Annotated in this window: 26 protein-coding genes; 6 read left to right on the top strand and 20 right to left on the bottom strand. The window is 65.5% G+C overall.

Annotation, left to right across the window (positions count from 1 at the left end):
* Positions 1 to 8: 8 nt before the first annotated feature.
* The 6 genes from O6P39_RS23265 to O6P39_RS23290 form a co-directional block, all read right to left on the bottom strand.
* A complete protein-coding gene (locus O6P39_RS23265; protein WP_275608748.1) occupies positions 9 to 1508 on the bottom strand; it encodes an amidohydrolase family protein in 1500 nt (499 codons plus the stop codon).
* Positions 1505 to 2704: an amidohydrolase family protein gene (locus O6P39_RS23270; RefSeq protein WP_275608749.1), complete on the bottom strand. Its 1200-nt coding sequence runs from the start codon at positions 2702 to 2704 to the stop codon at positions 1505 to 1507. Before O6P39_RS23270 ends, O6P39_RS23265 begins: the two co-directional genes overlap by 4 nt.
* A gap of 216 nt (positions 2705 to 2920) precedes the next feature.
* On the bottom strand, positions 2921 to 3973 hold the full coding sequence (locus O6P39_RS23275) for an extracellular solute-binding protein (protein ID WP_275608750.1): 1053 nt from the start codon (positions 3971 to 3973) through the stop codon (positions 2921 to 2923).
* Positions 3974 to 4011: 38 nt separating this feature from the next.
* Positions 4012 to 4803 carry an ABC transporter permease gene (locus O6P39_RS23280; protein WP_275608751.1) on the bottom strand — a complete coding sequence of 264 codons (792 nt, stop codon included), beginning with the start codon at positions 4801 to 4803 and terminating at the stop codon, positions 4012 to 4014.
* On the bottom strand, positions 4800 to 5717 hold the full coding sequence (locus O6P39_RS23285) for an ABC transporter permease (protein ID WP_275612015.1): 918 nt from the start codon (positions 5715 to 5717) through the stop codon (positions 4800 to 4802). Before O6P39_RS23285 ends, O6P39_RS23280 begins: the two co-directional genes overlap by 4 nt.
* Positions 5714 to 6784: an ABC transporter ATP-binding protein gene (locus O6P39_RS23290; RefSeq protein WP_275608752.1), complete on the bottom strand. Its 1071-nt coding sequence runs from the start codon at positions 6782 to 6784 to the stop codon at positions 5714 to 5716. Before O6P39_RS23290 ends, O6P39_RS23285 begins: the two co-directional genes overlap by 4 nt.
* A 140-nt stretch (positions 6785 to 6924) precedes the next feature.
* Here O6P39_RS23290 and O6P39_RS23295 point away from each other — a divergent pair, with 140 nt between their 5' ends.
* Complete coding sequence (locus tag O6P39_RS23295) at positions 6925 to 7611, top strand: GntR family transcriptional regulator (protein ID WP_275608753.1); 687 nt, start codon at positions 6925 to 6927, stop codon at positions 7609 to 7611.
* 316 nt (positions 7612 to 7927) lie between these two features.
* Here O6P39_RS23295 and yjiA read toward each other — a convergent pair whose 3' ends face one another.
* From yjiA to O6P39_RS23315, 4 genes are all read right to left on the bottom strand, one after another.
* The gene (gene yjiA, locus O6P39_RS23300; RefSeq protein ID WP_275608754.1) at positions 7928 to 8926 is read right to left on the bottom strand and encodes a GTPase; all 999 of its coding nucleotides are present in this window, start codon (positions 8924 to 8926) and stop codon (positions 7928 to 7930) included.
* A gap of 77 nt (positions 8927 to 9003) precedes the next feature.
* Positions 9004 to 9207, bottom strand: coding sequence for a YbdD/YjiX family protein (locus O6P39_RS23305; RefSeq protein ID WP_015478970.1), 204 nt, complete (start codon positions 9205 to 9207; stop codon positions 9004 to 9006).
* A 12-nt stretch (positions 9208 to 9219) separates the two neighbouring features.
* Positions 9220 to 11286 (bottom strand): carbon starvation CstA family protein, encoded by a 2067-nt coding sequence (locus O6P39_RS23310; RefSeq protein WP_275608755.1) that lies wholly within the window; start codon positions 11284 to 11286, stop codon positions 9220 to 9222.
* A gap of 185 nt (positions 11287 to 11471) precedes the next feature.
* A complete protein-coding gene (locus O6P39_RS23315) occupies positions 11472 to 11984 on the bottom strand; it encodes a DUF3015 domain-containing protein (RefSeq protein WP_275608756.1) in 513 nt (170 codons plus the stop codon).
* A gap of 178 nt (positions 11985 to 12162) precedes the next feature.
* Here O6P39_RS23315 and O6P39_RS23320 point away from each other — a divergent pair, with 178 nt between their 5' ends.
* Positions 12163 to 12531 carry a PilZ domain-containing protein gene (locus tag O6P39_RS23320; RefSeq protein ID WP_275608757.1) on the top strand — a complete coding sequence of 123 codons (369 nt, stop codon included), beginning with the start codon at positions 12163 to 12165 and terminating at the stop codon, positions 12529 to 12531.
* A 93-nt stretch (positions 12532 to 12624) separates the two neighbouring features.
* On the opposite strand, the gene radA is transcribed toward O6P39_RS23320, so the two are convergent.
* The 3 genes from radA to O6P39_RS23335 form a co-directional block, all read right to left on the bottom strand.
* Positions 12625 to 14001 carry a DNA repair protein RadA gene (gene radA / locus O6P39_RS23325; protein WP_275608758.1) on the bottom strand — a complete coding sequence of 459 codons (1377 nt, stop codon included), beginning with the start codon at positions 13999 to 14001 and terminating at the stop codon, positions 12625 to 12627.
* A gap of 54 nt (positions 14002 to 14055) precedes the next feature.
* The gene (locus tag O6P39_RS23330; RefSeq protein WP_275608759.1) at positions 14056 to 14295 is read right to left on the bottom strand and encodes a hypothetical protein; all 240 of its coding nucleotides are present in this window, start codon (positions 14293 to 14295) and stop codon (positions 14056 to 14058) included.
* Between the two features lie 76 nt (positions 14296 to 14371).
* Complete coding sequence (locus O6P39_RS23335; protein ID WP_275608760.1) at positions 14372 to 14614, bottom strand: YdcH family protein; 243 nt, start codon at positions 14612 to 14614, stop codon at positions 14372 to 14374.
* A 154-nt stretch (positions 14615 to 14768) separates the two neighbouring features.
* On the opposite strand from O6P39_RS23335, the gene mscL reads away from it, so the two are divergent.
* Positions 14769 to 15176: a large-conductance mechanosensitive channel protein MscL gene (mscL, locus tag O6P39_RS23340; protein ID WP_275608761.1), complete on the top strand. Its 408-nt coding sequence runs from the start codon at positions 14769 to 14771 to the stop codon at positions 15174 to 15176.
* A gap of 61 nt (positions 15177 to 15237) precedes the next feature.
* Here the strand turns inward: mscL and O6P39_RS23345 are convergent, their stop codons facing one another.
* Positions 15238 to 16014 (bottom strand): ferredoxin--NADP reductase, encoded by a 777-nt coding sequence (locus O6P39_RS23345; protein ID WP_275608762.1) that lies wholly within the window; start codon positions 16012 to 16014, stop codon positions 15238 to 15240.
* 194 nt (positions 16015 to 16208) lie between these two features.
* Here O6P39_RS23345 and O6P39_RS23350 point away from each other — a divergent pair, with 194 nt between their 5' ends.
* Positions 16209 to 17333, top strand: a complete 1125-nt coding sequence (locus O6P39_RS23350) for a class I SAM-dependent methyltransferase (protein ID WP_275608763.1) — start codon at positions 16209 to 16211, stop codon at positions 17331 to 17333.
* A 65-nt stretch (positions 17334 to 17398) separates the two neighbouring features.
* Positions 17399 to 18262 carry an alpha/beta fold hydrolase gene (locus O6P39_RS23355; protein ID WP_275608764.1) on the top strand — a complete coding sequence of 288 codons (864 nt, stop codon included), beginning with the start codon at positions 17399 to 17401 and terminating at the stop codon, positions 18260 to 18262.
* 111 nt (positions 18263 to 18373) lie between these two features.
* Here O6P39_RS23355 and O6P39_RS23360 read toward each other — a convergent pair whose 3' ends face one another.
* The 5 genes from O6P39_RS23360 to O6P39_RS23380 are packed head-to-tail and all read right to left on the bottom strand — an operon-like array spanning position 18374 to position 24489.
* On the bottom strand, positions 18374 to 18940 hold the full coding sequence (locus O6P39_RS23360) for a nucleotidyltransferase family protein (protein ID WP_275608765.1): 567 nt from the start codon (positions 18938 to 18940) through the stop codon (positions 18374 to 18376).
* Positions 18937 to 19908, bottom strand: a complete 972-nt coding sequence (locus O6P39_RS23365) for an XdhC family protein (RefSeq protein WP_275608766.1) — start codon at positions 19906 to 19908, stop codon at positions 18937 to 18939. The genes O6P39_RS23360 and O6P39_RS23365 overlap by 4 nt, the downstream gene beginning before the upstream one ends.
* A 3-nt stretch (positions 19909 to 19911) precedes the next feature.
* Positions 19912 to 21123, bottom strand: coding sequence for a cytochrome c (locus O6P39_RS23370; protein WP_275608767.1), 1212 nt, complete (start codon positions 21121 to 21123; stop codon positions 19912 to 19914).
* A gap of 2 nt (positions 21124 to 21125) precedes the next feature.
* Positions 21126 to 21665 (bottom strand): (2Fe-2S)-binding protein, encoded by a 540-nt coding sequence (locus O6P39_RS23375; RefSeq protein ID WP_259757479.1) that lies wholly within the window; start codon positions 21663 to 21665, stop codon positions 21126 to 21128.
* Positions 21658 to 24489: a xanthine dehydrogenase family protein molybdopterin-binding subunit gene (locus tag O6P39_RS23380; protein ID WP_275608768.1), complete on the bottom strand. Its 2832-nt coding sequence runs from the start codon at positions 24487 to 24489 to the stop codon at positions 21658 to 21660. Before O6P39_RS23380 ends, O6P39_RS23375 begins: the two co-directional genes overlap by 8 nt.
* 343 nt (positions 24490 to 24832) lie before the next feature.
* On the opposite strand from O6P39_RS23380, the gene O6P39_RS23385 reads away from it, so the two are divergent.
* The gene (locus tag O6P39_RS23385) at positions 24833 to 26044 is read left to right on the top strand and encodes an MFS transporter (RefSeq protein ID WP_275608769.1); all 1212 of its coding nucleotides are present in this window, start codon (positions 24833 to 24835) and stop codon (positions 26042 to 26044) included.
* A 331-nt stretch (positions 26045 to 26375) separates the two neighbouring features.
* On the opposite strand, the gene O6P39_RS23390 is transcribed toward O6P39_RS23385, so the two are convergent.
* On the bottom strand, positions 26376 to 26525 hold the full coding sequence (locus tag O6P39_RS23390) for a DUF2474 domain-containing protein (protein ID WP_275612016.1): 150 nt from the start codon (positions 26523 to 26525) through the stop codon (positions 26376 to 26378).
* Positions 26526 to 26531: the final 6 nt, after the last annotated feature.

Genomic DNA, 26531 nt, shown 5'->3' on the forward strand with positions numbered 1-26531 from the left:
GTGATCCTTCAGTGGGCAGACTGTGCGGGCGCGTCGAGCAGCGGTGCGGCGGCGCTGTAAGGGTCGGCAAAGGGGATCGCGGAATGGAACAGCGTGCGCCACGGCGGGTTGCCGAAGGCGCGGTCCGCGTGGTGCTGCATCTGTTTCTGGAACAGCGCATCGGCGCGGCGTTGCAGGTCGGTGTAATCGACGCCGATCACCTGGCGGTCCTGCATCACGCAGCGGCCGTCGATGAAGCTGGCGATGCAGTCGTCACCTCGACCGGCGGTGAACAGGTTTTTCAGCGGGTCGAAGAACGGCCCCTGGTGGAAGTCGCCGAGGCGGAACACGGTGATGTCCGCGCGAGCGCCCGGAGCCAGGCGGCCGAGGTCATCGCGTCCCAGTGCCTGGGCGCCGCCGAGGGTGGCAGCGTTGTAGAGATCGAGCATGCGCGTGTGTTCGGCATTGCCCTCCTTCACTCGCGCGATGTTCAGGCCCTGGCGCAGGTTGTCGAACATGTCCGCCGGGAAAGTGTCGGTACCCATGGCGAGGTTGATGCCCCGTGCGCGGTAACGGCCGAACGAATCCAGCGCGTCGCCTTCACGGGCGAACACCACCGGGCAATGCACCAGGCTCGCGCCCGTGTCGGCGAGGCGCTGCAGTTCGTGCTCGCCACTGTGCAGGATGCCGTGGGGCAGCACGCTGCGCGGGTTGAGCAGGCCGTAGCTGTCCAGCCATTGCAGCGACGAGGTATCGCGCAGACGGCGCACCAGTTCCACTTCGTAGCGCGACTGGCAGCAATGCAGGCGCAGCGGCGCATTGAGTTCGCGCTGTACGGCGGCGGTGCGTTCCAGTAACGCGGGCGTGCAGGTCTCGATGCGGTCGGGCAACAGCGCGCCACGCACCAGTCCGTTGTGCGCGCCGTCGAAGTCGCGGAAGAAGCGTTCGGCTTCGCGCAAACCGGCGAGGCCGGCAGCCTCGTCCCAATGCTGCGCGGGGCTGCCATCGGCGCGGGCATAGGTCATGCCGCTCATGTAGCAGGGGCCGAGGTAGGTGCGCAGGCCGAGTTCGGCGGAGAGCGCGGCGACCCCGGCGAATTCGTCGTAATGCTCGGCCCAGCGCCGGTAGTACATGGAGGTGATCGGCATGGCGGTGGTGATGCCGTTGCGGATCAGCTGGGTGAAGGCGTAGCGGTACTTGAACAGCTCCTCGTCCGGGCTGTAGCACTCGGTCGGCCCGGCGCACAGGTAGTCTTCGGACCAGACGCGGCCCATGTTCCACTCGGCGCCGTTGTCCAGGGTGAGCACGGTGGAGTCGAGGTCACCGAGGGCGTCGAGGTCGATGAAGCCAGGGCCGATCAGCGCGTGGCCGTAGTCGATCCACTGACTGACTTCGCCGGGGAAACCGCGCCCGACGAAGACGATCTTTCCACCCTCGAACACCACTTCACCGTGGCGCCAGAGCACATGTTGGCGACCATCGAAGCCGACGACGAAGCTGGCTTTCAAGCCGATACGCGGAGCACTCACAGACGCGACTCCAGCAGCTTGCCATTCTCGGCAATCAGCTTGCCGGCCTTGAACACCTGGCGCTGCGCCGGGCGTGCGACCACGGCTTCACCCAGGGTTTCTACCGGCAGCAGGAGGAAGTCCGCCGCCGCACCGACCTCGATACGCGCCGGCTCGCGACCCAGCGCGCGGGCACCGTTGGCGGTGGCAGCGCCAAAGGCGGCGGCGAGGTCGTCGTCCTTGCACAGGTCGAAGCGGAAGGCGAGCAGCATGGCGCGTTCGAGCATGTCGCCATTGCCCATGGGCGACCAGGCATCGCGGATGCCGTCGCTGCCCAGGCACAGGTTCACGCCCGCCTCGCGCAGCGCGAGGAACGGCGGCACCGGAGTATCGGCCGGCGCGGAACTCATCAGGGAAATCTTCAGCGCGGCGAGTCGCCTGGCCAGCGGCTCGACCCGCTCCCAGGGCGCCATGCCCAGGCAATAGGCGTGGCTGATCATGACCTTGCCCTGCAGTCCGTGGCGCTCGGTGTAATCGGCGATGCGGGCGATCTGCCAGAGACCCAACTCGCCCTTGTCGTGCAGGTGGATGTCCACGCCACGGCCGAATTCCACGGCGAGGCCGAAGACGATATCGAGCTGCGCGATGGGGTCGTCGTCGATGCCGCAAGGGTCAAGGCCACCGACGTTTTCCACGCCCATCTGCAGGGCTTCGCGCATGAGCTCGGCGGTGCCGGGGCGACTGACCAGGCCGGTCTGCGGGAAGACCACGAATTCCATGTCGATCAGGTCGGCGTAGCTCTCGCGCAGCGCCATCATGGCTTCGACGTGGCGCAGGCCCAGCTCGGGGTCGATGTCCACGTGGCAGCGGAAGGTCAGCGAACCGCGTGCGATGCACTGCTCCAGCAGCGCGCCGGCGCGGGCGGCGATGGGGGCTTGGATTTCGCGCAGCACGCGGCGCTCGTTGGCGATGTAGTCCTTGAGCGTCGGGCCGGCGCTGTTGGGGCGCCAGGGTTGACCCCAGAGCGTCTTGTCCAGGTGGCAGTGGCTTTCCACCAGCGGCGGCAACAGGAGCTGGCCGGCGCCGTCGATATCGCCGGATTGCAGCACGGCGTTGCTGGCGGGACGGCGCTCGGCGATGCGGCCGTCACGGATGAGAAAGTCTTCCGCAGGGTTGCCCAGCGGGCGGATGTTGCGCAGCCAGTAGCTGTCGGTCATGGGGACCTCGATCTTGTGAAAACGTAGGGCGAATAACCGCTTGCGGTTATCCGCCGAGGAACTCGCCGGCGGATGAAGCGCTCGCCCTGCTGGAAACCTGTAGGAGCGAGCTTGCTCGCGACCGGAGTCCGGCTCAGCACCGGCGTTGAGCGGTTCGCGAGCAAGCTCGCTCCTACGAAGAGCAGTTCCGAGCCTGAATCGGGCTCGGCCAACACATCAGCCCTTGAGCTTGGACCAGATGCGATCCTGCAGCTCGCGGGACTTGTTGCTGCATTCCTTTTCCAGGCGCAGGCGCTCGGCGTACTCCGGCGGCATGTTGATGGCGTCCATCACCTTCCACTTGGCGTCGAGCAGCTTGTCGGTCTCGATGCCGTTGGAATAGGCGATGGCGTTGGTCACCGCGGCGGCGTTCTCCGGTTTCATCATCCAGTTGATGAAGACTTTGGCGTTCTCTGGGTGCGGGGCGCTCTTGGGCACGGCAAAGTTGTCCTGGAAGGACGCCACACCCTCACGCGGGTAGACGTACTTGATGGTGCTCTTCTGCAGGGTGGCGCGAGCAGTGGAGCCGTTCCAGTTCTGCATCAGCACCACTTCGCCGGAGGCCATGCGGTCCACGGTGTTGTCCGAGCTGTACATCTTCAGGAAGGGCTTCTGCTTCTGCAGCAGCTCGAGGATTTTCTTGGCGTCCTGCGGGCTCTCGGTGCACTCGTCGACGTTCAGGTAGTGCGCGGCGGCGTTGATCAGGCTGCTCGGGGTATCCAGCGCGGCGACCTGGCCTTGCAGCTCCGGACGCGGCTCGAAGAACTCCTTCCACGAGTCATCCAGCTTGCCGCCCGGCACTCGCGCGCTGTCGTAGGAGAAGCCGGTGGAACCCCACAGGTAGGGCGCCGAATACTTGCGGCCCGGGTCGAAGGCCGGGTCGCGGAAGGCCGGCTTCACGTACTGGAAGTTGACTAGCTTGGGCGTGTCGATTTCCAGCAGCAGGTTCTGGTTGATCAGCGTCTGCATGATCGAGTGCGACGGCACGATCACGTCGTACGCGGCGCCGCCGGCCTGCAGCTTGGCCAGCAGGGTTTCGTTGCTGTCGTAGCCGTCCATGGTGACCTTGATACCGGTCTCCTTCTCGAACTTGGCCAACAGTTCCACCGGGTAGTAGTCGGTCCAGTTGTAGAAGAACAGCTGCTTGGGCTCCTCGGCCTGGGCGACGCCGGCGGCCAGCAGAGTGAGGGACAAACCGGCAAGGCCGTGACGCAGGGCATTCAACTTCATCGTTTTCTCCAGAAAGAGCGAAAGGTCGGCAGTCTTGATCAGGCGTCCGGTTTGCCGCGCTGGCCAAGCCAGTACGACAGCACCACGAGGACGATGGAAATCACCAGCATGAGCGTCGAGATCGCATTGATCTCGGGTGTTACCCCGGCCTTGATGGCCGAGAAGATGTAGACCGGCAGCGTCGTCGAACCGGGTCCTGCGACGAAGAAGGTCATGATGAAGTCGTCGAGGCTGACTACGAACGCCAGCACCGCGCCGGACAGCACCGCCGGCCACAGCAGCGGCAGGGTCACCCGGCGGAACACCTGGTAGGGGCTGGCGTAGAGGTCGCCGGCGGCTTCCAGCAGGCTCTTGTCCAGGTCGTTCAGGCGCGCGCGGATCGGCAGGTAGGCGAAGGGAATGCAGAAGCCGACATGGGCGACGATCACCGTCATCAGGCCCAGCTTGATCCCCAGCGACATGAACAGCAGCAAGGTAGCCACTGCGATGACGATCTCAGGCAGGATCAGCGGCAGGTTGATGCCGCCCTCCACCACCCGACGTCCGTAGAACGGCCGCGAGGTCGCCAGCGCCGCCGCCAGGGCGATCGCGGTGGACAGCACGGTGGCGAAGCCCGCCACCACCAGCGAGTTGAACGCGGCGGCCTGGATCGAGGGGTTGGCGACGATCTTGCCGTACCAGGCGAAGGAAAATTCGGTCCACACCGTGGCCGAACGGTTGGCGTTGAAGCTGTAGGCGATCAACACGAAGATCGGCAGGTACAGGTAGGCCAGCACCAGCAGGCTGGTCTCGCGGGTGCCGGGGAGTTTCTTCAGGTGCTGGGCGATCATGCGCTGGCTCCTCCCAGGTGAACGGCCTTGGCGGCGCGGCGGCTATACAGGGCGAACGCGATCAGCGCGAGCAGCATGATCGCCAGCAGCAGGAACGACAGCGAGCCACCCAGCGGCCAGTTGCGCGCGGTGCCGAACTGCTGCTGGATCAGGTTGCCGATCATCAGCGTCTTGCCGCCACCGAGGATGGCGGGGGTGATGAAGGCGCCCAGGCTCGGTACGAACACCAGCAGGGAGCCGGCGATCACGCCGGGCATGGACAGCGGCAGGATCACGCGGCGCAACGCCTTCCAGCGGTTCGCGCCGAGGTCGTAGGCAGCCTCGACCAGACGCCAGTCGAGCTTCTCCAGGGTCGAGTAGATCGGCAGGATCATGAACGGCAGGAAGCTGTAGACCAGCCCCACGCAGACCGCGAAGTCGTTGTACAGCAGGGTGATGCCGCCGGCCTGGGGGAACAGTGCATTGAGCGTCTGGGCGATCCAGCCGTGCTCGCGCAGGATGATCAGCCAGGCGTAGTTGCGGATCAGCAGGTTGGTCCAGAACGGGATGGTGATCAGCAGTACCATGAGGTTGCGCGAGCGCTCGCTGAGGCTGGTCATCCACAGCGCCACCGGGAAGCCGAACAGGAAGCACAGCAGCGTGGTGCCGCCGGCCTGGAACAGCGAACGCAGCAGCGCCTGGGCGTAGACCCAGTTGAGCTCCAGGTTGCCGTCGAAGTCTTCCTGGAAGAACAGTTGCACGTAGCTCTGAATCTGCCAGTCGGCGTGCCAGTCAACGCCGCCGTAGAGGTTGCGCGGCAGCAGGCTGATATAGCCCATGATCGCCAGCGGAATGGCGATCAGCCCCAGCAGCGTCAGCGCCACCGGGCTGAGCAGCAACAGGCGGCGGGTGGTGGGCGACTCCGTCATGCTCAGGCCTCCATCAGCAGGCAGGCCTGGGGCGGCAGATGTACTGCCACGGCCTCGCCGACGTCACGGGCGCGCCCGCCTTCATTGCTCTCGCGCAGGGTGATCTGCGAAGCATCGGGCAGACGGCAGCGGTACAGCGTGGCGGTGCCGACATACATCACCGTCTCGATCACCGCACGCAGGTGGTGCGGCTGCGAGGGGTCGACCAGCTTGGAACGTTCCGGGCGGAAGGCCAGTTGCACGCTGTTCTGGTCGAGGCCCTCAGGCACCTGGCATTGGATCTCCGCCGGCATGGCGTTGGGGTGGAAGGCGCCCTGGCGCATCTGCCCGGGGAGGAAGTTGATGTCGCCGATGAACTGCGCGACGAAGCGGTGCCGCGGGCGCTCGTAGATCTCGTTGGGTGTGCCGATCTGCATGATGTTGCCGTGGGACATCACGGCGATGCGGTCGGACAGGGTCAGCGCCTCTTCCTGGTCGTGGGTGACGAAGATGAAGGTGATACCCGCCTCTTCCTGCACGCGCTTGAGCTCGACCTGCATCTCCTTGCGCAGCTTCAGGTCCAGCGCGGACAGCGGTTCGTCCAGCAGCAGCACCGAGGGCTTGGGCGCCAGCGCACGAGCCAGGGCCACGCGCTGCTGCTGGCCGCCGGAGAGCTCCGCCGGCTTGCGCCGCGCCAGGTGCTCCATCTGCACCAGCGCCAGCATTTCCTTCACCCGGCCGGGGATCTCACCGCGTGCCAGGCCCTGCATTTCCAGGCCGAAAGCGATGTTCTCGCTCACCGACATGTGCGGGAACAGCGCGTAGCTCTGGAACACGGTGTTGATGCGGCGGCGGTAGGGCGGCAGGTCGTTGACCCGCTCGCCACCGACGAGGATGTCGCCGGAGGTGACGTTCTCGAAACCGGCGATGCTGCGCAGCAGCGTGGTCTTGCCGCAGCCGGACGGCCCCAGCAAGGTAAAGAACTCGTTATGGGCGATATCGACCGAGACCTCGTTGAGGGCGGGGGCGACGTTCGGATCATCGGTGTAGCGTTTGCTGACCCGACGGACCTCGACTGACGACGAGTGATTCATTTTGGTGCATTCCTCTTGTTTTTGTATGCAATATTTGAATGCAACTTAGAAATAGCTGATGTATTTTTCTTCTGCAACTGGTTTTGCACGGACGGTTTTGCGGCATCCTTTCCAGGGTCAAGCAAGAGGTGGAGTCGCTCATGACGGAGAAGCACCCCGAGTCCACGGTGGAACGCGTCTACCAAGGGGTTTACGAGGCAATCAGCAAGCGCAGCCTGCGCCCGGGCATGAAGCTGGGCGAAGCGGCGCTGGCGGAATTGTTCAAGGTCAGCCGCACTTCGGTGCGCGCGGCGCTGAAACATCTGGAAGCGGATGGGCTGGTGTCCAGCGCGCTCAACAAGGGGGCATGGGTGTCACTACCCAGCGACGAGGAGATCCGCTCGCTGTTCGAAACCCGGCGACTGATCGAGATCGGCATTGTCAGCGAACTCTGCCGCCGCGCGGACAGCGCTATCATCCAGGACCTGCGCGACCACGTGGCGCTGGAGGACGCGGCCCACGACCATGACCACGCGCAATTCGTCCACCTGCTCGGCGAGTTCCACTTGAAGCTCGCGGCGGCGCTGAACAATCCGGTGCTGCTGGACTTCTTCCGCAAGCTGATCGAACGCGCCTCGCTCTACGCGACCACCCTGGACGACGAGCACCACGAAACCTGCCGGGGCAACGAGCACCTGCGTCTGATCGAGTACATCGAGGCGGGCAACCAGGCGGCGGCCATCGAATTGACCTGCATGCACCTGAACGCGATCGAGCAGGCCATCCTCAAGGCGGCGGGGAACCTGAAGGCGGATTACCATCCGCTCAAGCATCTGATTGGTGGCTGAACCGCACCAAGGCTTTTTTGCAGGAGCGAGCTTGCTCGCGAACCGTGCTTGCCAGCTGACTCCCTGGCTGCCGACTGCATCAAACGGTCCCCTCTCCCTTCAGGGGGAGGGTTAGGGAGGGGGTACGCTGCCTGTGTGAGCGACAGCGTTCAACCTGAGCATCTGGCCCTCTCCCCAACCCTCTCCCTGAAGGGAGAGGGGGCTGTCCGGCGTGGTGGCTGATGTCGGCATCACCCGACAAGCGGCGGTTCACGAGCAAGCTCGCTCCTACGAAGAGCACCAAAGAAAACGCCCGGCGCGGGCCGGGCGTTTTCATTCAGGCGGCAGGTCCGCCCGTGATGGCTTCGAATCCCTGGCGGATCTGCTCTTCCGGCAGGTTGTCACCGATGAAGACGATCACGCTCTCGCGCTTCTCGTCGCTCTTCCATTCGGTGTCCCAATCGAAGCCGTAGAGCCGCAGCACACCCTGGAACACCAGGCGGCGCGCCTCATCGGCAATGTTCAGCACGCCCTTGTAGCGCAACAGCGAATTGCCGTGCCATTGCAGCAGGTCATCCATGAAGACGCTCAGGCGCTCGATGTCCAGCGCGCGCTCGCTGCGCAGCACCAGGGTGGTGATGCGGTCGGTGGTGTCCGCCGCCGGGCGCACGGGGCGCAGCAGCGGGCGCAGGCCCACGTCGCCGTTGAGGTTGAAGCCGCGCACGTCGAGCAGGCGCTCCAGCTCGATGGCGCCATGCTCCACCGGATGGATTTCGGCGCGACGATTGATGCGCTGCAGGCGCTCCACCAGGGCGTCGTATTGCTCGGGCGAAACCAGGTCGCGCTTGCTCACCAGGATGCGGTCGCCGAAACCGACCTGGGCCTGGGCGATGGCTTCCTGCAGGTGGCGATCGGCGTTGGCAGCGTCCACCAGGGTGATGATGCCGTCGAGCAGGTAGCGCTCGCGCAGCGTTTCGTCGACGAAGAAGGTCTGTGCCACCGGCGCCGGGTCGGCGAGCCCCGTGCACTCGATCACCACGCGGTCGAAGTCCAGCTCACCGTTGTCGCGGCGCTCCAGCAGGACGTAGAGCGCACGCTCGAGGTCGCTATTGATGGTGCAGCAGACACAGCCGTTGGACAGCGTCGTCACCTGCACCGCATCGTCGCCGAGCAACTGAGCGTCGATGGGCGTGTCGCTGAATTCGTTCTCGATCACGGCGATCTTCAGGCCATGCTCGGCCTTGAGGATGTGCTTGAGCAGGGTGGTCTTGCCCGCCCCGAGGAAGCCGGTGAGGACGGTCACCGGAATCTGCGGCGTGCTTGCGGAATCGGTCATGGGAACATCCAGGCAATCAGAAATGAAAACGGGCCGCGATCGCTCGCGGCCCGTCCGTTATACACCTATCCGCGTCGTTAGCAGCAGCGGATCGGCCTCCCCTTGCCGCCACCGTAGCGCGCCTCCTGGCGCTCGCGGAAGAACTCCTCGTAGGTCATCGGAGTCTTGTCCGGGTGCTTGTTCTGCATGTGCTGAACGTAGGTGTCGTAATCGGGCATGCCGACCAACATGCGCGCGGCCTGCCCGAGATACTTACCCATGCGGCTGAGGTCGTTGAACATGATCTACCTCCCTCACGCGTCCGGAATCGGCTGGAACGGCGCTTCCTTGTCGGTGCGCTCCTTCTTGGTCCAGGCGCTGGCGCCGACCTTGATGGAGTACACCAGCACGCTGAACACCACCAGCAGGAACAGCACGGTGAGACCGGCGTTGATGTAGGCGTTCATCATCACCGCCTGCATCTGGCCGATGTCCTTGGCCGGGGCGATGATCTGCCCGGCGTCCAGGCCCGCAGCGTACTTCTTGCCCAGCGCGACGAAGCCGACGGCCGGGTTGCTGTCGAAGATCTTGATCAGGCCGGCGGTGCTGGTGCAGATCAGCAGCCAGGCGGCCGGGAAGGCGGTCACCCAGACATACTGCTGGCGCTTCATCTTGATCAGCACGACGGTGGCGAGCATCAGCGCGATACCGGCGAGCATCTGGTTGGAGATGCCGAACAGCGGCCACAGGGTGTTGATGCCGCCCAGCGGATCGACCACGCCCTGGTACAGCAGCCAGCCCCACAACGCGACGCAGCCGCCGGTGCCGACGATGTTGGCCCCCCAGGAGTCGGTCTTCTTCAGCGCCGGGACGAAGTTGCCCAGCAGGTCCTGCAGCATGAAGCGACCGGCCCGGGTACCGGCGTCTACCGCGGTGAGGATGAACAGCGCCTCGAACAGGATCGCGAAGTGATACCAGAAGGCCATGGTGTTCTCACCCGGCAGCACCTGGTGAAGGATGTGCGCGATACCCACGGCGAGGGTCGGCGCGCCACCGGCACGGGCCAGGATGGTGGTCTCGCCGATGTCCTTGGCGGTCTGGGCCAGAACGTCCGGTGTGATGGCGAAGCCCCAGCTGCTGACGGTGGCCGCCACGGCGTTGACGTCGGCGCCGACCACGGCCGGCGGGCTGTTCATGGCGAAGTAGATACCCGGCTCGATCACCGAGGCGGCGACCATCGCCATGATGGCCACGAAGGACTCCATCAGCATGCCGCCGTAGCCGATGTAGCGGGCATCGGGCTCACGGTTGAGCAGCTTGGGCGTGGTGCCCGAGGAGATCAGCGCGTGGAAGCCGGACACGGCGCCACAGGCGATGGTGATGAACAGGAACGGGAACAGGCCGCCCTTCCATACCGGGCCGGTGCCGTCGGTGAACTGGGTCAGGGCCGGCATCTTCAGTTCCGGCGAGACGATCAGGATGCCGATGGCCAGCGCGACGATGGTGCCGATCTTCAGGAAGGTCGACAGGTAGTCACGCGGCGCCAGCAGCAGCCATACCGGCAGTACCGAGGCGATGGCGCCGTAGGCGATCAGCATCCAGACGATCTGCACGCCGTGGAAGGTGAAGACCGGTGCCCATTCGGGACTGGCGGCAACCTGGCCGCCGAGCCAGATGGAGCCCAGCAGCAGGGCCACACCGACCACGGAAATCTCGCCAATGCGGCCCGGGCGGATGTAGCGCATGTACACGCCCATGAGGATCGCGATCGGAATGGTCGCCAGCACGGTGAACATGCCCCACGGGCTTTCGGCCAGGGCCTTCACCACGATCAGGGCGAGCACCGCGAGGATGATGATCATGATCAGGAACGCGCCGAACAGAGCGATGGTCCCCGCCACCTGCCCCATTTCCTCGCGCACCAGTTCACCCAGCGAGCGGCCGTTACGGCGGCTGGAGATGAACAGCACCATGAAGTCCTGCACGGCACCAGCCAGCACCACGCCGGCGATCAGCCAGAGCGTGCCGGGCAGGTAGCCCATCTGCGCGGCGAGTACCGGGCCGACCAGCGGACCGGCGCCGGCGATGGCGGCGAAGTGGTGACCGAAGAGGATGTGCTTGTTGGTCGGGACGTAGTCCAGGCCGTCGTTGTTGAGGACCGCTGGGGTCGCCCGGTTGGGATCCAGCTGCATCACCTTGGTGGCGATGAACAGGCTGTAATAGCGGTAGGCGACCAGATAAATGGCGACCGCTGCGACGACGATCCATAGTGCGTTGATGGCTTCGCCGCGGCGCAACGCCACGACTCCCAAGGCAAATGCACCGACTATCGCCACCACCAGCCATGCGAGGTGACGTAGCAGGTTGTTGTTATTGTTCATAGCGAGGCTTCCGACAGTTTGAAGGCGAGAATTCGCAGAAAAATTCTAGTCTTTTCCAGCGACCCATTCATACGACCTTAGTCTAGAGCGGTTACGCGCTTATTGCCTGAAGTCAAATACCGCCCGGCGGCGCGCCAGACAAATGAAAAGCCCGCCGGGTGGCGGGCTTTCGGGTCGAACGCAGATCAGGCCGGCTGCTTGGCGTAGCGCGACAGCACCTGATCGCGGCTCATCACCGCCAGGGTGTTGCTCAGCACCTGTTCGCCGGTGGCGTTCTGGGAGGTGAAGATTTCACCGAAGTGCTGCTGGGTGACCTTGGCAAAGTGCGCGCGATCCTCGGTGGGAATGCCGAGCAGGACCGCATAGGCGTCCAGCGCCTCACCATGGCCCTGGGCCATGTTCTCGGCAATATTGTCGAGCATGCCGTTCATGGCGAAGATCGAGCGGCCGCCGTAGCCGATGCGCTGATTGGCATCGCAACCGTTGGTGCCGGAGGTCAGGCCGAAGGTGGCATTGCCCGAGGTGCCGTTGGTTGTGGTGGCCAGCAGGTGCGGGAACAGGCCACGCTGACCTTCGAAGACCATGTTGCCCCAGCCGCAGCCATGACCGCTTTGTCCGGCTTCATCGGCCAGCGCTGCCAGGCTGGCGGCGCTCAGCACCCCGAGAATGATCCCCTTGCATACGAACTTCTTATCCATGTTCTGCACTCCACAATTGGTATTGGATTGACGCCCAAAGAGCTTTGGCGAGCGACCGCGGACTGTCAAACCCGCACGGGAAGTGTCTGATGGACGAAAGGTCGGCAGATGGCGTGCAACGCATGAGCGGTGCTTTGTCTATAGTGAGGCGAAGCAGAACGGCCGGAGAGCCACGACAATGAGTGACGATCACGCCGAGCGCCGGCGCTTCCAGCGCATTGCCTTCGATGCCGGCACGGAAATCAGCCAGGGCGACCAGCGCTGGAAGGTCACCCTGCTGGACCTGTCATTGCAGGGGGTGCTAGTGCAGCGGCCCGAACACTGGGCAGTGGTGCCCGAGGAGCCGGTACAGGTGCGCATCTACCTGGGCTTCGACGTCAACGTCTATATGGAAGCCGAGCTGGCCTGGGAGCGCGAGGGTCTGCTGGGCTTCAACTGCAAGCACATCGACCTGGAATCCATCAGCCACCTGCGCCGCCTGGTGGAGCTCAACCTGGGCGACGAATCGCTGCTGGAACGGGAACTGACGCTACTCAGCGAACACTGATCCAACCTTGTAGGAGCGAGCTTGCTCGCGAACCGTCTGACACCGGAGCCGCCGGTGAGAGTTCGCGAGCAAGCTCGCTCCTAAAGAAAGCCGCTATTCGAACAACGCATCCAGCGCCTGCTCCAGGCGCGTCACGGCGATCACCTGCAGGCCCGCCGGCGCCTCTTTCGGCGCGTTGCCCTTGGGCACGATGGCGCGCTTGAAGCCGTGCTTGGCCGCTTCCTTCAGACGCTCCTGGCCGCTGGGCACCGGGCGCACCTCGCCGGACAGGCCGACCTCGCCGAACACCAGCAACTGGTGATCCAGCGGCCGGTTGCGCAGACTGGACATCACCGCCGCCATCAGCGCCAGGTCGGATGCGGTTTCCAGCACCTTCACCCCGCCCACCACGTTGAGGAACACGTCCTGGTCGTAGGTCGGGATACCGCCGTGGCGGTGCAACACCGCCAGCAGCATGGCCAGGCGGTTCTGGTCCAGGCCGAGGGTCACGCGGCGCGGGTTGGCCAGGTGACTGGTGTCCACCAGCGCCTGCACCTCCACCAGCATCGGCCGCGAGCCTTCCCAGGTGGCCATGACCACGCTACCGGGCACCGACTCCTGAGCGCGGGTGAGGAAGATCGCCGAGGGGTTGGAAACTTCCTTCAGACCACGGTCGGTCATGGCGAACACACCCAGCTCGTTGATCGCGCCGAAGCGGTTCTTCACCGCCCGCAGCAGGCGCAGGCGGCCGTCGGATTCGCCCTCGAAATACAGCACGGTGTCGACCATGTGCTCCAGTACGCGCGGGCCGGCCAGCGCGCCTTCCTTGGTGACGTGGCCGACCAGGAAGATCGCCGTACCGCTCTGCTTGGCGAAACGCACCAGCAGGGCCGCGCTCTCGCGCACCTGGGCGACGCCGCCAGGGGCCGATTGCAACTGTTCGGTGAAGATGGTCTGGATCGAGTCGATCACCATCACCTTCGGCTGCTCGTGGCGCGCGGTGGCGATGATGCTTTCGATGCAGGTCTCGGTCATGACCTTGAGCTTGTCTTCCGGCAGGCCAAGGCGGCGGGCGCGCATGGCGACCTGCTGCTGGGATTCCTCACCGGTGACATAGAGCGCCGGCAGGCGCGCGGCGACGTTGCAGAGAGTCTGCAGGAGAATGGTGGACTTGCCGATGCCGGGGTCGCCGCCGATCAGTACCACCGAGCCGTCGACCAGGCCGCCACCGAGCACGCGGTCCAGCTCCGCCGAGGCGGTGGTGAAACGCGGCATCTCTTCGACGCTGACTTCGGCGAGGGTCTTGATGTTGGCCTGCTGGCCGGCCCAGCCGCCACGGCCGGAGCTGCTGCCGGAACCGCCGGTGGGCGTGGTGTCGACGACGGTCTCGACCAGGGTGTTCCAGGCGCCGCAATCAGGGCATTGGCCGGCCCATTTGGGGTAGGTGGCGCCGCACTCGGTGCAGCCGTACATGCGCTTGGCCTTGGCCATGAGCGGACTCCGTCGAAGACAAAGCCCGCATCATAGCCAATCGGGCCAGGTGCATCAGCCCGCCAGGCGGCGATATTGACACTCCATATCGTACTTGAGGCTTTCGCGGCGCATGCGCAGCGACGCCAGGGTCCCGTCGGGACGCTCGACGCCCTCCTCCACCCGACCGATGCGCTGGTCCAGCAGCTCGTATTGCAGCTTCAGGCGAACCAGGCGCTCCTGGGCACGGAGGACTTCGGCGTTACGTTGGGACTTGGTGACGGACTTGCCAGAGGACGAGAGGGATTTACGCATGGCGGTGGCACCAGTTGGAAAAGGATGACAGGAGCCTACGCCTCGCTCCGACCCACACCCTTGATATCGATCAAGCTCAGCCGGATCGCTTGAGCAGGTCGGCAATCTCGTCCTTCAGCGTCACGCGCTGCAGCTTGAGTGAGTTGAGCGAGAGGTCGTCCATCGCCTGGCGGCCATCCTCGATATCGTAGATTTTCTTGTCCAGCTCCTCGTAACTGGCGGCGAGGCGGGTGAAGGTGGCGTCCTTCCCGTGCAAGCGGGTCATCAGTGCCTTCTGGTCGGGAAATTCGCGGGACAGCGGATGATGCTCGAGCGGCATGGCGGACCTCCTTGAATGGATGGGTTGCCCGTTAAGCCTAGACCACCCGGTAAAAGCGCCCAACACCGCCGGTCATTGAACGATTCGGGATGATCAGGTGGCGACGGGCCGCTAAACTGCCCACCTGTCCCCCTCTGTTACAAGGAGTTCCTGCATGAGTCTGCTTAGCGAGTTCAAGGCCTTCGCCGTCAAGGGCAACGTGGTCGACATGGCCGTCGGTATCATCATCGGCGCCGCCTTCGGCAAGATCGTCTCGTCCTTCGTCGGCGACGTGATCATGCCGCCCATCGGCCTGCTGATCGGTGGCGTGGACTTCTCCGACCTGGCCATCACCCTCAAGGCCGCCGAGGGCAATACGCCAGCCGTCGTGATGGCCTACGGCAAATTCATCCAGACCTGCCTGGACTTCCTGATCGTCGCCTTCGCCATCTTCATGGGCGTGAAGGCCATCAACCGCTTCAAGCGCGAGGAAGAGGCCGCGCCGGCTGCGCCGACCAAGGACCAGGAACTGCTGAGCGAAATCCGCGACCTGCTCAAGGAGCAGCGCAACCGCTCGTCCTGAGCCCCGGCTCACCCCGTCGCATCGGCGGGGTGAGCAAACCCTGTCCCCAGAAGACAAAGCCCTACCAGTAATTCTCCACCGCAATCTGCCCGGGCTTGCGGGTCAGCGCCAGGCTCATGCCGCGCGCCTTCAGCACGGCGCGGGTGTCCTCGATCATCTGCGGGTTGCCGCAGAGCATCACGCGCGAATGCTCCGGGCTGAGCTCCAGACCGGCGGCGCGCTCCAGCTCACCGTTCTCGATCAGCGTGGTGATCCGCGCATTCAGGCAGCCGGGGACGCTTTCGCGGGTAACCACTGGAATGAACTGCAGCTTGTGGATGTGCTCCGCCAGGTGCTCCATCGCGCTGAAACTGGCGATCAGCTCGCGGTAGGCCAGTTCCTTCTCTTCGCGGGCGCTGTAGACCAGCTTGATGGTCTCGAAGCGCTCCCACGCCTCGAAGTCCTGCAGGATCGACAGGAAGGGCGCAAGACCGGTGCCGGTGGCCAGCAACCAGAGATCGCGGCCGTCGGGGAAGCGGTCGAGGGTGAGGAAGCCGAAAGCCTGGCGGTCCACCAGCAACTGGTCGCCGACCTGCAGGCGGCTGAGTTCGCTGGTGAATTCGCCGTCGGGCACCACGATGGAGAAGAATTCGAGGAACTCATCGTGGGGGGCCGAAACCATCGAGTAGGCGCGCCAGACGATGCTGCCGCTGGCCTTGTACACGCCCAGGCGGGCGAACTGCCCGGCGCGGAAGCGGTAGCCGCTGTCGCGGGTGGTGCGCAGGGTGAACAGGCTCGGCGTGAGCGTCTGCACGTCCAGCAGGGTCTGGCGGGTGAACTTCTCTTCGCTGGCGGTCATCGTCCGCTCCTTTCACAAGAACCGACCCATTTTCCCGTATTGGCGGCGCGAGAAACACCCGCAAGGCTTGTGGTCATCGCTCGCCTGCGTACAACGCAGACGAAAGCCTCGCGGATAGGCGATAATTTCCGGTTTCCGGCCGGCCTGCGACGGTTGCCGGAGCCATCCATCCGAAACACCCGTTCGAGAGCCCCATGCCTGTCCTCGCCAGCCCCTTCGCCCAGCTCGACCTGGTCCGCCACCCCGAACAGCGCGAAGACCCGCTGCAGGCGTTCGACGCGGCCGACGAGTACCTGCTCAATCACCTGCATGAGCAAGGCGTCGGCGCAGACACCCGGGTCCTGGTGCTCAACGACAGTTTTGGTGCCCTCGCCGCCAGCCTCGCCCCCCATGTGCGCGTGACCAGCAGCGGCGATTCGCACCTGGGCTTCATCGCCCTGCAACGCAACCTGGAGCTCAACGGTCTGGCAGACACGCCGCTGACCTTCGTGCCCGCCAGCGAAACCCCGCAAGGCCCGTTCGACCATGTGCTGGTGCGGGTGCCCAAGACCCTGGCGCTGCTGGAAGAACAGCTGATCCGCCTGCACGGCCAGCTCGCGCCGGGGACCAAGGTGGTCGCCGCCGGCATGATCAAGCACCTGCCCCGCGCCGCCGGCGACCTGCTGGAGAAGTACATCGGCCCGATGCAGGCCTCGCTGGCGGTGAAAAAGGCCCGCCTGCTGGTCGCCACTGCCGAGCAACGTCCGGCGCCGGCGTCGCCCTACCCCACCCGCTACCGCCTGGACAAGCCGGCGCTGACGCTGGTCAACCACGCCAACGTGTTCTGCCGCGAAGGCCTGGACATCGGCACCCGCGCCTTCCTCCCGCACCTGCCGCAATACCACCATGCCGTACGCGCCGCCGACCTGGGCTGTGGCAACGGCGTGCTGGCCATCGCCTTCGCCCAGCAGAATCCGCAGGCGGAACTGACGCTGGTGGACGAGTCCTACATGGCCGTGCAATCGGCGCGGGAAAACTGGCAGGCCGCCTTCGGCAATCGTCCTGTGGATATCCATGCCGACGACGGCCTCGCCAGCCAGGCCGCCGAGTCCCTGGACCTGGTGCTGTGCAACCCGCCCTTCCACCAGCAGCAGGTGGTCGGCGACTTCCTCGCCTGGCGCATGTTCCAGCAGGCGCGCGCCGCGCTGGTCACCGGCGGCGAACTGTGGATCGTCGGCAACCGCCACCTGGGCTACCACGCCAAGCTCAAACGCCTGTTCCGCGGCGTCGAGCAGGTGGCGGCAAATCCGAAATTCGTGGTGCTGAAAGCGACCAAATAAGCTGGCGGGATTGCTCCGGCACGCGCGCCGGAGCAGCATGGATCGCCCTCCGCCAGGATGCCGCCATGACCGTACAGGAATCCCCGCTTGCCGTAGCCGAATTGATCCGTACCGCCGACGGTGTCGATCTCGCCCTGCGCCGCGTAGGCCCTGCGGACGGCGTACCGGTCGTGCTGACCCACGGCACGTTCTCCAACCATCGCAGTTGCCTGGGCCTGGCCAATTATCTTGGCAGCCGTGGCTTCGCCTGCTGGCTATTCGACTGGCGCGGGCATGGCGACAGCGGGCGCAACGGCTTTATCCACAGCTTTGATGATGTAGCCGAGCAGGACGTGCCGGCGATTCTCGATGCGGTGAGTCGGCGTAGCGGACACACGGCACTGCACTGGATCGGCCATTCCGGCGGCGGGCTGATCGTCTCCATGTGGGCGGCACGCAACCCGGAGTTGGCGAAACGTCGGTTGCGCTCGACGGTACTGATCGGTTCCCAGGCCACGGCGGCCGGAGCCAGCCTGCAGCACCGGCTGGCAATCCTGGGGTTCGACTGGATGCTGCGCTGGCGGCGTGTCGCGCCCAGCCGGCCAAAGAATGTCGGTCCGGAGGCGGAGAGCGCACGATTGATGCGGCAGTGGTGCCAGTGGAACCTGCGGCGGCGCTTCGATTCGCTGGAGGGCTTCGATTATCTGGCGGGACTTGCTGACGTCGATCTACCGGTGCTCGGCGTGGCGGGCAGCGGTGATACCTTCATTGCGCCCGTCGCCGGGTGCGAGGCGCTGGTGAAGGCGTTCGGCGGGCGTGATGCGGCGCTGGAGCTGTTCGGACTGGAGACCGGTGCGCGAGAGGACTACCGCCATAACCGGTTACTGCTGTCGCGCAATGCCAGTCAGGAAATCTGGCCGCATATTGCGCAGTGGCTGGCGCAGCGCTGATTTCGTAGGGTGCATAACCTGGAACAGGTTATCCGCCGTTGGCTTTTGCGGCGGATAACGCTGGGGCGTTATTCGCCCTACGGGGATGGGGTTCGGGTGTCGCGAACCCGGTCAGGAGCGCAAGGCGTTCGGCGTGTCGACATCACGGAGCACGCCCGCATCGGCGACTTCCAGGGTGACGCAACGATCGCGGTTCGCCTGAACAACGGTCCGCGCGCCTTCATCGCCGGTGAGCTGCGTCAGCGCGGGCCAGAACTCGCGGCCGAACAACACGGGGTGCCCGCGCTGGCCTTCGAAAATCGGAAAAAGAATGCTCGAAGCGCTGGCTGCTTCGCTCAACGCACGCAGAGTCTGAGGAGCGATCCACGGCATGTCGCCGAGCAGGATGGCGACCGCCTGGGCGTCGCTGTCGCTCAGGGAAACCGCACCAGCAGCCAGACTGTGGCCCATGCCCAACGCGGCGTCCGGGCTGTGGATAACCTGGCAACCGGCAGGCAGACCGAAGTCCTCCACCCGCTCGCCCTCACGCAGCACCACACACACTTCATCGAACACCGCCTGGGCCCGCTCGACGCTGTGCGCCAGCAGGCAGCGGCCATCAGGCAGGGTCGCACGGCGCTTGTCGGCGCCGAAGCGCGAGCCCTGGCCGGCAGCCAGGACCAGTGCGACAACCGTCACAGGGCCTCGCGAGCGATGCCGCTGCGGGTGCGCAGGATGTCGGCGAGCACCGCCAGGGCGATTTCCGCCGGGGTCTTGCTGCCCAGGTTGAGACCGATGGGCGCGTGGATGCGCGCCAGCTCCGCCTCGTTCAGGCCGCCGATACGGTGCAGGCGTTCGCGGCGCTTCTCCGAGGTGGTGCGCGAGCCCATCACGCCGATGTAGAAGGCCTCGGTGCGCACGGCTTCGAGCATCGCCAGGTCATCGATCTTCGGGTCGTGGGTCAGGGCGACCACGGCGGTATCCGCGTGGCAGCCACCATCGGCGATGAAGATCGACGGCAGTTCGCGGCGGATTTCGATGCCGTCCAGTACCACACCCTCCAGCGCTTCCTCGCGGGGGTCACAGAGGATGACTTCGAAGCCCAGGCCCTTGCCGAACTCCGCGCAGAAATGCGCGACACTGGAATAACCCGCCAGCAGCAGGCGCTGGGCGGCGCCAACGCGCAGACGCACGTTGGCTTCGTCACGCTCTACGCGCGGGCCGTGGTCGTGGTCATCGCTCAGGCGACGAGAGCCGTCGACCAGGCTCACTTCACGCAGCAGGCGGCGCTGGCCGAGCAGCGCCGACTCCAGCTCGCGCAGGTGCGCCTGGACCTCACAATCGGGCGCGAGGTTTTCCACCAGCACATCGAGGATGCCGCCGCAGGGCAGGCGGATGTTCGAGCGCGTGTCGGTGCCGTCGCCATAACGCACGACGACTACCGGCTCGCTGAACTCGCCCTCGGCGACGCGTTCGAGGAAGTCATCCTCGACGCAGCCGCCGGACAGCGAGCCCACCCACTGGCCGCTGGCGTTGACCGCCAGCAGCGAGCCCGGCGCGCGGGGCGCCGAGCCGTAGGTGAAGAGCACGCTGCACAACCACACGCGCTGGCCGGCGCTGGACCACTGGAGCGCCTGGCGGACCACTTGCAGATCGAGATGCTGCACGACTCACTCCGCTTTGAGTTGAGCGACCTGTTGTACGCCCATGTCGCCCGGCAAGCCACCCCAGGCCTGACGCAGGTAGTTGATCAGGTCGGTGAGCTGCTCGTCACTGAGCTTGTCGGCGAAGCCCGGCATCGGCTGCATGCGCTCGAAACCGGTGAACTGCTGCTCGCGGATGCCCTCGACGATGACCTTGGCCAGGTTGCGCGAATCGGCCAGGCGCAGGGTGGTGTTGCCCTGCATCGCCACGGCAATGTGCGGCTTGCCCTCGCCGTCATTGCCGTGACAGCCGGCACAGACGTTGAGGTACTGCTGGCGGCCACGCTTGGCGCTGTCGCCGAGCTGGTCCTGGGCAACCGCCTGAACCACCTTGGCCTGCGGCGGCTGATCGCCGAGCAGGTAGGTGGACATGGCGGCCAGGTCCTCGTCACCCAGGTGCTGGGTGCTCAGGTGCATCACCGGGAACATCTCGTTGAACATGCTGCCCTGCGGGCTCATGCCGTGCTTGAGGAAGCCGGTGAGATCGGCGCTGGTCCAGCCGCGTTCGGCCAGATCCTGGGCCAGCAGGCTCGGAGCGCTGTAGCCGTTGAGCAGGCCGCCGGTGAGGCGCTTGTCCTGCTGCAGCGCGCCGATCTGGTTGCGCGGGGTGTGGCACTCGCCGCAGTGGCCGAGCACTTCCACCAGGTACTGGCCGCGCTTGTAGGCGTCGCTCTTGCCGTCGGTGTTTTCCAGCTGGACGCTCTTGCCGTACAGCATGTTCCAGCCGGTCAGACCCAGGCGCACGTTGAACGGGAAGCTCAGGCTGGTTTCGGGCGCGGCGCGGTGCACCGGCGTCTGGCTCATCAGGTAGGCGTAGAGGGCATCGCTGTCCTCGCGCGTGATGAGGTGGTACGAGGTGTAGGGCATGGCCGGGTAGAGGTTGGCGCCGTCCTTGCGCTTGCCCTCGGTGAGGGCGGCGAAGAACTCGTCGGCGCTGTAGCCGCCGATGCCGAAGTCCTTGTCCGGGGTGATGTTGCTGCCGTAGATGGTGCCGAACGGCGAGTGGATCGGCAGGCCGCCGGCGAACGGCGCGCCGCCCTCGGCGGTGTGACAGGCCATGCAGTCGGCGGCGCGGGAGACGTACTCGCCGCGCTTGATCAGCTCCTGGTCTGCCGCCTGGGCGCCAACCGCCAGGCCGAGGCCGGCAGCCAGCGCGAGGCCGGAAAGAATACGCTGCATGCTTAGCCCTCCTTGACCAGGCCGAGATCGGTCAGCACTTCGCGGGTGGCGTCGTAGTAACGCACGTACCCGGTGCAGCGACAGATGTGGTGGCCCAGGCTGGCCTCGATGGTTGCCTCCAGCTCGCTCTTCTTCAGCGGCTGGCGCTGAGCCTTTTCCACCAGCACAGTGGCGGCGTTGACGAAGCCCGGTGCGCAGTAGCTGCACTGGAAGGCGAAGCGGTCGACGAACTTCTGCTGGATCGGGTTCAGCTCCTTCACCGAACCGTCTTCCTCACGCTTGGCGTGGCCCTCGATGGTGCGCACCTTCTTGCCTTCGAAGTAGTGCGCGCCGGTAATGCAGGTGCGCACTTCCTCGCTGGTGCCGTCGGGGTTGTCGACGATCACCACGCAGGCGTGACAGATGCCCTGGCCGCAGCCCAGGCGCGAACCGGTGAGGTTCTGGTATTCGTGCAGGTAGTCGATCATCGGCAGGTCCTCGGGAACCTCGACCGGACCGACGGTTTGACCATTGAGGGTCAGGTTGAGCGGACGGTTAGCCATTGAGGGCCTCCTTGATACGAGCGGGGGTGATGGGCAGGTCGCGGACGCGCTTGCCGATGGCGTGGGCCACGGCGTTGCCGATGGCGCCGACCACCGGGATCATCACCACTTCGGCGATGCCCTTGGACGGGTCGCTGGGCGAGAGCGGCGGAAGGATTTCCGAGCTCTGCTGCCAGACGGCCACGTCTTTCGCCTTCGGGAGACGGTAGCGGTTGAAGTTCCAGTCGCCCTCGCCCGGGCCACCCTCGTACAGCGGCATGTCTTCCAGCAGCGCATGGCCGATGCCCATGGCGGTGCCGCCTTCGATCTGGCCTTTCACCAGCTCCGGCACCAGCACGCGGCCGCACTCGATCCAGCTGTGGTGGTTGAGCACGGTGACTTCACCGTTGCCCTTGTTCACCTTCAGCTCGACGATGGTCGCTACCGGGCTGTAGTAGGTCACCGCGGCGTTGTTCAGTTGCACCGGCGGGTAAGCCACGTTCTGGCGATCCAGCAGGTGGAAGCCGGCGCTGTTCATCTGCGCCTTCTTCACGCCCGGCGCGCCGTCGCCGTATTTCACGGCCAGGGCATCCAGGGGCAGGCGGTCACGCACGCCGTCGATGATGAAATCGCACTCCGCCCAGCTCCAGCGGTTGAAGCCGTGGACGGTAGCGCCGGTAACCAGGCCCTTCTCGTGGGCGACCTGCGCCAGCTCGGCGAACGACAGCGGCTGCAAGCCGTTGGCGGTGAGCTTGCCATCGACCCAGTGGGCGTCTTCGCGGCGCACCACCAGCGGGTTGGCGGCGCCGTTGAACGGACCGCGGCGCCAGATTTCCAGGGCCGCCGGCCACAGGCCGTGGTTGAACAGCACACGCGCCGCTTCGCGAGTGGCGTGGCTGAAGTAATAAGCCGAGTTGGTCGCCGACGACGCCGAAGCGTACTTGCCGACCCAGCGCGGGTTGCGCAGCTTCTCGTCCTGGGTGGGCTGGCTCATGGTGTAGGGGTCTTCGCCGCTGAGCAGCTGAAGCTCCGGCCACTCGGTTTCGGCGGTCTTCATCTCGTCCGCCGGCTTGCCGAGGAAGTCGGCCACCACCAGCGCCTGGGACGTCGACATACCGGTGCCGATCTCGATGCCGATGTGGCGCATGTGCACCTTACCCTGGGCATCGAACTCGATGCTCGCCATGGGCGCTTCGGAACCGGTGCCGAAGTCCTTCTGGCAGATGGCGAAGCCGACGCCGTACCAGTGGTCCGGGTCCTTGGCATCCATCTCTTTCTTGCGCGCATCGCGGGTCTTCCACCACTCATGGGCGGCGGCCTTGTCGAGGATCTCGTGCAGGCGCAGGGCGCCAGCGGGGATCGCACCCTGGGTGTTCTTCATGCCCGACTTCAGCGCGTTGACGCGGCGCAGCTCGATGGCGTCGACGCCCAGGCGACCGGCGATCTCGTCCACCATCATTTCGGTGGCGGCCATGCTCTGCAGGGTGCCGTAGCCACGCATGGAGCCGGCCTCGACGGCGCGGGAATGGTAGGCGGTCACCTGCAGGTCGTTCTGCGGCATGTAGTAGATCGACTGCGCGGCGGTGGCGCCCACGGCGGCCACGGACGGGCTGTAGTTGATGCGGCCGCCGCCGTCCACACTCATCTCGGTGCGGAAGATCTTGAAGGTCATGTCCTTCTTGTCCACCGCGAGCTGGTAGCGGATGTCGAACGGGTGGCGCTTGATGCCGCTCTGGAACTGCTCGTAGCGGTCATTGGCCAGGCGCACCGGCACGCCGTTGCCATACAGCGCAGCCAGGGCCGCGTAGAAGACGAAGATGTTGTGGTCCTTGGAACCGTAGCCCACGGTGTAGCCGGGGTGCATGTTCAGCTTGGCCAGACCGAAGCGCGACGGGGCGATCATGTGCGCCGTCTCGTAGGCGGCCTCGAACGGGCACTGGGTGGCGACGACGAAGTGCAGGGTCTTGCTCGCCGGGTCGTACCAACCGTTGCCGTTGTCCGGCTCCATGGCGGCCGGTTCGATGGACGGGGTCTTGTAGCGTTCGTCGAAGACCAGCCAGTTTTCCGGCGGGTTTTCGATCTGGTCCTTGATCTTCTGCGCGTAGAACAGGCCCTGCTCGGTGAGGTCGCCGTGCTGGTTGGGCTGCTGGTTCCACACCGGTTTGCGCTCGCGGATCATCGGGAAGAGGATCGAGTCCTTGAGGCTGGAGAACTCGTCCGGATCGGCCGAGGTCGCGCCGCCGACGCGCACGTAGCGGAAGCTGCCGTAGGGATCGCCCTGATACAGCGGAGCCTGCGCGCCGTAGCGGATCGCCTTGTCGTTGAACTTCATCTTCAGCTTGGCCTGACGGAAGCGCTCGAAGTCGTTCCAGATCAGGATGGCCACCGGATGGCCGATGAACATCGGCACCTTGCCGCGCGGCAGCAGCGGGTCCGGCGCGTGGGCTTCGGGGAAGACGATGCCGTCCTTGTCCAGGTCATCGGCGGTAACGATGCGGTCAGGCTGCAGCTCGGCGCCCAGCCAGGCGAGATCGATGCCGTCGAAGATGCGGTCGGCCTTGATGGTCTTGAGCAACATGGCGTGGCCCTGCTGCTGCGGCCAGCCGGGCATGTCCTTGGAGCGGATGTCACGGGCGAACACCTTGTTGCCGCAGACCTTGGACAGTGCGTCGTTACGGAAACGCACCTTGCCGTCGTGGCCCATCCACTGTTGGGGCGAGACGGTGACGGAGTTTTCCATCAGGGCAGCGAAAGCCCGGCTGCCAAGCGGCGCCAGCGTCACGCTGACGCCGGCGATCAGCCCGCCCTGCAGGAAGGCACGCCGGGAAATATCACGGTTGGACATGGTTCATCCTCTGGACGGTGAAGGCCCGCCCATGTCGATTTCTGGTGCTGAATAAAACTGGAAGGGTGCGCAATCGGGGGGCGTTTCGAAGGTGACGCCGAAGGGTGTTCTTGCTGTAAAACCTGACCCTTTCGTCAACTTTAACCCATCTGCATCCTTCCAGGCAAAGTCAAGCAGGCAACTTGTCGCGCTGTCAGCCAATCGGACGACCTGTCATCCACCTGCGCCGCGGACGCTCAAGCCCGCCCATTCCGCGCCGCACAACCGGAGAAGTGCTACATCGTGTTACGCTTCGCAGCCTTTGCTTAGCCCCCTAACGACTCCTCCAGCGAAAGCCTCCGCCATGCCTGCCGAAGCCACGTCCCTACTGCGTCACCGCCCCTTCCTCGCCTTCTGGCTCGCCCGCGTCTGCACCGCCAGCGCCTTCCAGATGATCACCGTGGCCATCGGCTGGCACATCTACCAGCTGACCCACAACGTGCTCGACCTCGGTCTGGTAGGACTGGTGGAGTTCCTCCCGCGCGTGATCTTCATGTTGCACACCGGCCACGTCGCCGACCGCTACGACCGCCGGCGCATCGCCTCGATCTGCCAGATCGGCCAGGGCCTGGTGGCGGTGGCGCTGGTGGTGGGCGCCAGCACCGACAGCGTGACCCGCGAGATGATCTTCGTGATGGCCTTCCTGCTCGGCACCGCGCGGGCCTTCGAGATGCCGACCACCCAGGCGCTGCTGCCGAACATCGTGCCCAGCGCACTGTTCCCCCGCGCCGTGGCCGCCTCCGCCTCAGCCATGCAGGCAGCGACCATCGCCGCGCCCGCCCTTGGCGGTCTGCTCTACGCGCTGGGCGCCTTCTGGGTCTACACGCCGACCGCCGTGCTCTACTTCATCGCCTGCACCCTGGTCATGACCCTACCCTCGCGCCAGGCTCCCGCCGTCCAGGGCAAGGCCACGCTGGAATCGTTGCTGGCCGGCATCCGCTTCATCCGCAGCCGCCCGGACATCTTCGGCGCCATCTCCCTGGACCTGTTCGCCGTGCTACTGGGCGGCGCCACCGCGCTGCTGCCGGTGTTCGCCAAGGACATCCTGCTCACCGGCCCCTGGGGCCTGGGCCTGCTGCGCTCAGCCCCGGCGGTGGGCGCGCTGCTGATGTCGTTCTGGCTGGCGCGCTTCCCCATCGAGCGCAATGTCGGGCGGATCATGTTCACTGCCGTGGGCGTGTTCGGCATCACCACCATCGCCTTCGGCCTGTCGACGTCCTTCTGGTTCTCCCTGGCGGTGCTGGTGGTGCTGGGCGCGGCGGACATGATCAGCATGGTGATCCGCGGCGCCTTCGTGCAGCTGGAAACCCCGGACGAGATGCGCGGCCGGGTCAGCGCGGTGAATGGCCTGTTCATCGGCGCCTCGAACCAGCTGGGCGAGTTCGAGTCGGGCGTCACCGCCCACTGGTTCGGCACCGTGCCGGCGGTGGTGCTGGGCGGGGTCGGCACGCTGATCGTCACTGGCGCGTGGATGAAGCTGTTCCCTACCCTGGCCAAACGCGACAAGTTGCACTGATCGCTCCCGAGCGCCGCCCCTGTAGGAGCGAGCTTGCTCGCGAACATTGGTGCGAGGCATTGCCCTCACCCTAGCCCTCTCCAAGGGGAGAGGGGACCGATCGGCGCAGGATGGAACGACAGCATCAGCCGGCACGGACGCCCCCTCTCCCTTCAGGGAGAGGGAACTGTTCGGTGCAGGGCTGCAGGTTGGCGTTAGCCGGCAATTTCGGTTCGCGAGCAAGCTCGCTCCTACCACACTCCCGTAACCCCAAGACAAAAAAATCCCTCGCACGAAACCGTGCGGGGGATGTGGGAACGGGCGCCGGGGGAAGGCGCCCGGATGGGATCTGTCAGTGCGGCGCGCCCAGCCCCGCCGCACTCATGAACAGGCGCATCAGCCAGGCCGCAACGCCCAGGCCGGCCACGCTCAGCGCCCAGATCAGCACCAGCCAGCCGAGCCGCTTGCGCAGCGGCACCTTCTCCTGCTCTTCGTGAGTCATGCCGCG

The organism is Pseudomonas sp. PSE14, from assembly GCF_029203285.1.
In the GTDB taxonomy this organism is placed as follows: Bacteria; Pseudomonadota; Gammaproteobacteria; order Pseudomonadales; family Pseudomonadaceae; genus Pseudomonas.

What these genes read in the sequence shown, in the direction of transcription:
- O6P39_RS23270 (WP_275608749.1), bottom strand. Translation starts at nt 2,704, where the DNA reads ATGACCGACAGCTACTGGCTGCGCAACATCCGCCCGCTGGGCAACCCT.
- O6P39_RS23275 (WP_275608750.1), bottom strand. Translation starts at nt 3,973, where the DNA reads ATGAAGTTGAATGCCCTGCGTCACGGCCTTGCCGGTTTGTCCCTCACT.
- O6P39_RS23280 (WP_275608751.1), bottom strand. Translation starts at nt 4,803, where the DNA reads ATGATCGCCCAGCACCTGAAGAAACTCCCCGGCACCCGCGAGACCAGC.
- O6P39_RS23290 (WP_275608752.1), bottom strand. Translation starts at nt 6,784, where the DNA reads ATGAATCACTCGTCGTCAGTCGAGGTCCGTCGGGTCAGCAAACGCTAC.
- O6P39_RS23295 (WP_275608753.1), top strand. Translation starts at nt 6,925, where the DNA reads ATGACGGAGAAGCACCCCGAGTCCACGGTGGAACGCGTCTACCAAGGG.
- yjiA (WP_275608754.1), bottom strand. Translation starts at nt 8,926, where the DNA reads ATGACCGATTCCGCAAGCACGCCGCAGATTCCGGTGACCGTCCTCACC.
- O6P39_RS23305 (WP_015478970.1), bottom strand. Translation starts at nt 9,207, where the DNA reads ATGTTCAACGACCTCAGCCGCATGGGTAAGTATCTCGGGCAGGCCGCG.
- O6P39_RS23310 (WP_275608755.1), bottom strand. Translation starts at nt 11,286, where the DNA reads ATGAACAATAACAACAACCTGCTACGTCACCTCGCATGGCTGGTGGTG.
- O6P39_RS23315 (WP_275608756.1), bottom strand. Translation starts at nt 11,984, where the DNA reads ATGGATAAGAAGTTCGTATGCAAGGGGATCATTCTCGGGGTGCTGAGC.
- O6P39_RS23320 (WP_275608757.1), top strand. Translation starts at nt 12,163, where the DNA reads ATGAGTGACGATCACGCCGAGCGCCGGCGCTTCCAGCGCATTGCCTTC.
- radA (WP_275608758.1), bottom strand. Translation starts at nt 14,001, where the DNA reads ATGGCCAAGGCCAAGCGCATGTACGGCTGCACCGAGTGCGGCGCCACC.
- O6P39_RS23330 (WP_275608759.1), bottom strand. Translation starts at nt 14,295, where the DNA reads ATGCGTAAATCCCTCTCGTCCTCTGGCAAGTCCGTCACCAAGTCCCAA.
- O6P39_RS23335 (WP_275608760.1), bottom strand. Translation starts at nt 14,614, where the DNA reads ATGCCGCTCGAGCATCATCCGCTGTCCCGCGAATTTCCCGACCAGAAG.
- mscL (WP_275608761.1), top strand. Translation starts at nt 14,769, where the DNA reads ATGAGTCTGCTTAGCGAGTTCAAGGCCTTCGCCGTCAAGGGCAACGTG.
- O6P39_RS23345 (WP_275608762.1), bottom strand. Translation starts at nt 16,014, where the DNA reads ATGACCGCCAGCGAAGAGAAGTTCACCCGCCAGACCCTGCTGGACGTG.
- O6P39_RS23350 (WP_275608763.1), top strand. Translation starts at nt 16,209, where the DNA reads ATGCCTGTCCTCGCCAGCCCCTTCGCCCAGCTCGACCTGGTCCGCCAC.
- O6P39_RS23355 (WP_275608764.1), top strand. Translation starts at nt 17,399, where the DNA reads ATGACCGTACAGGAATCCCCGCTTGCCGTAGCCGAATTGATCCGTACC.
- O6P39_RS23370 (WP_275608767.1), bottom strand. Translation starts at nt 21,123, where the DNA reads ATGCAGCGTATTCTTTCCGGCCTCGCGCTGGCTGCCGGCCTCGGCCTG.
- O6P39_RS23375 (WP_259757479.1), bottom strand. Translation starts at nt 21,665, where the DNA reads ATGGCTAACCGTCCGCTCAACCTGACCCTCAATGGTCAAACCGTCGGT.
- O6P39_RS23380 (WP_275608768.1), bottom strand. Translation starts at nt 24,489, where the DNA reads ATGTCCAACCGTGATATTTCCCGGCGTGCCTTCCTGCAGGGCGGGCTG.
- O6P39_RS23385 (WP_275608769.1), top strand. Translation starts at nt 24,833, where the DNA reads ATGCCTGCCGAAGCCACGTCCCTACTGCGTCACCGCCCCTTCCTCGCC.
- O6P39_RS23390 (WP_275612016.1), bottom strand. Translation starts at nt 26,525, where the DNA reads ATGACTCACGAAGAGCAGGAGAAGGTGCCGCTGCGCAAGCGGCTCGGC.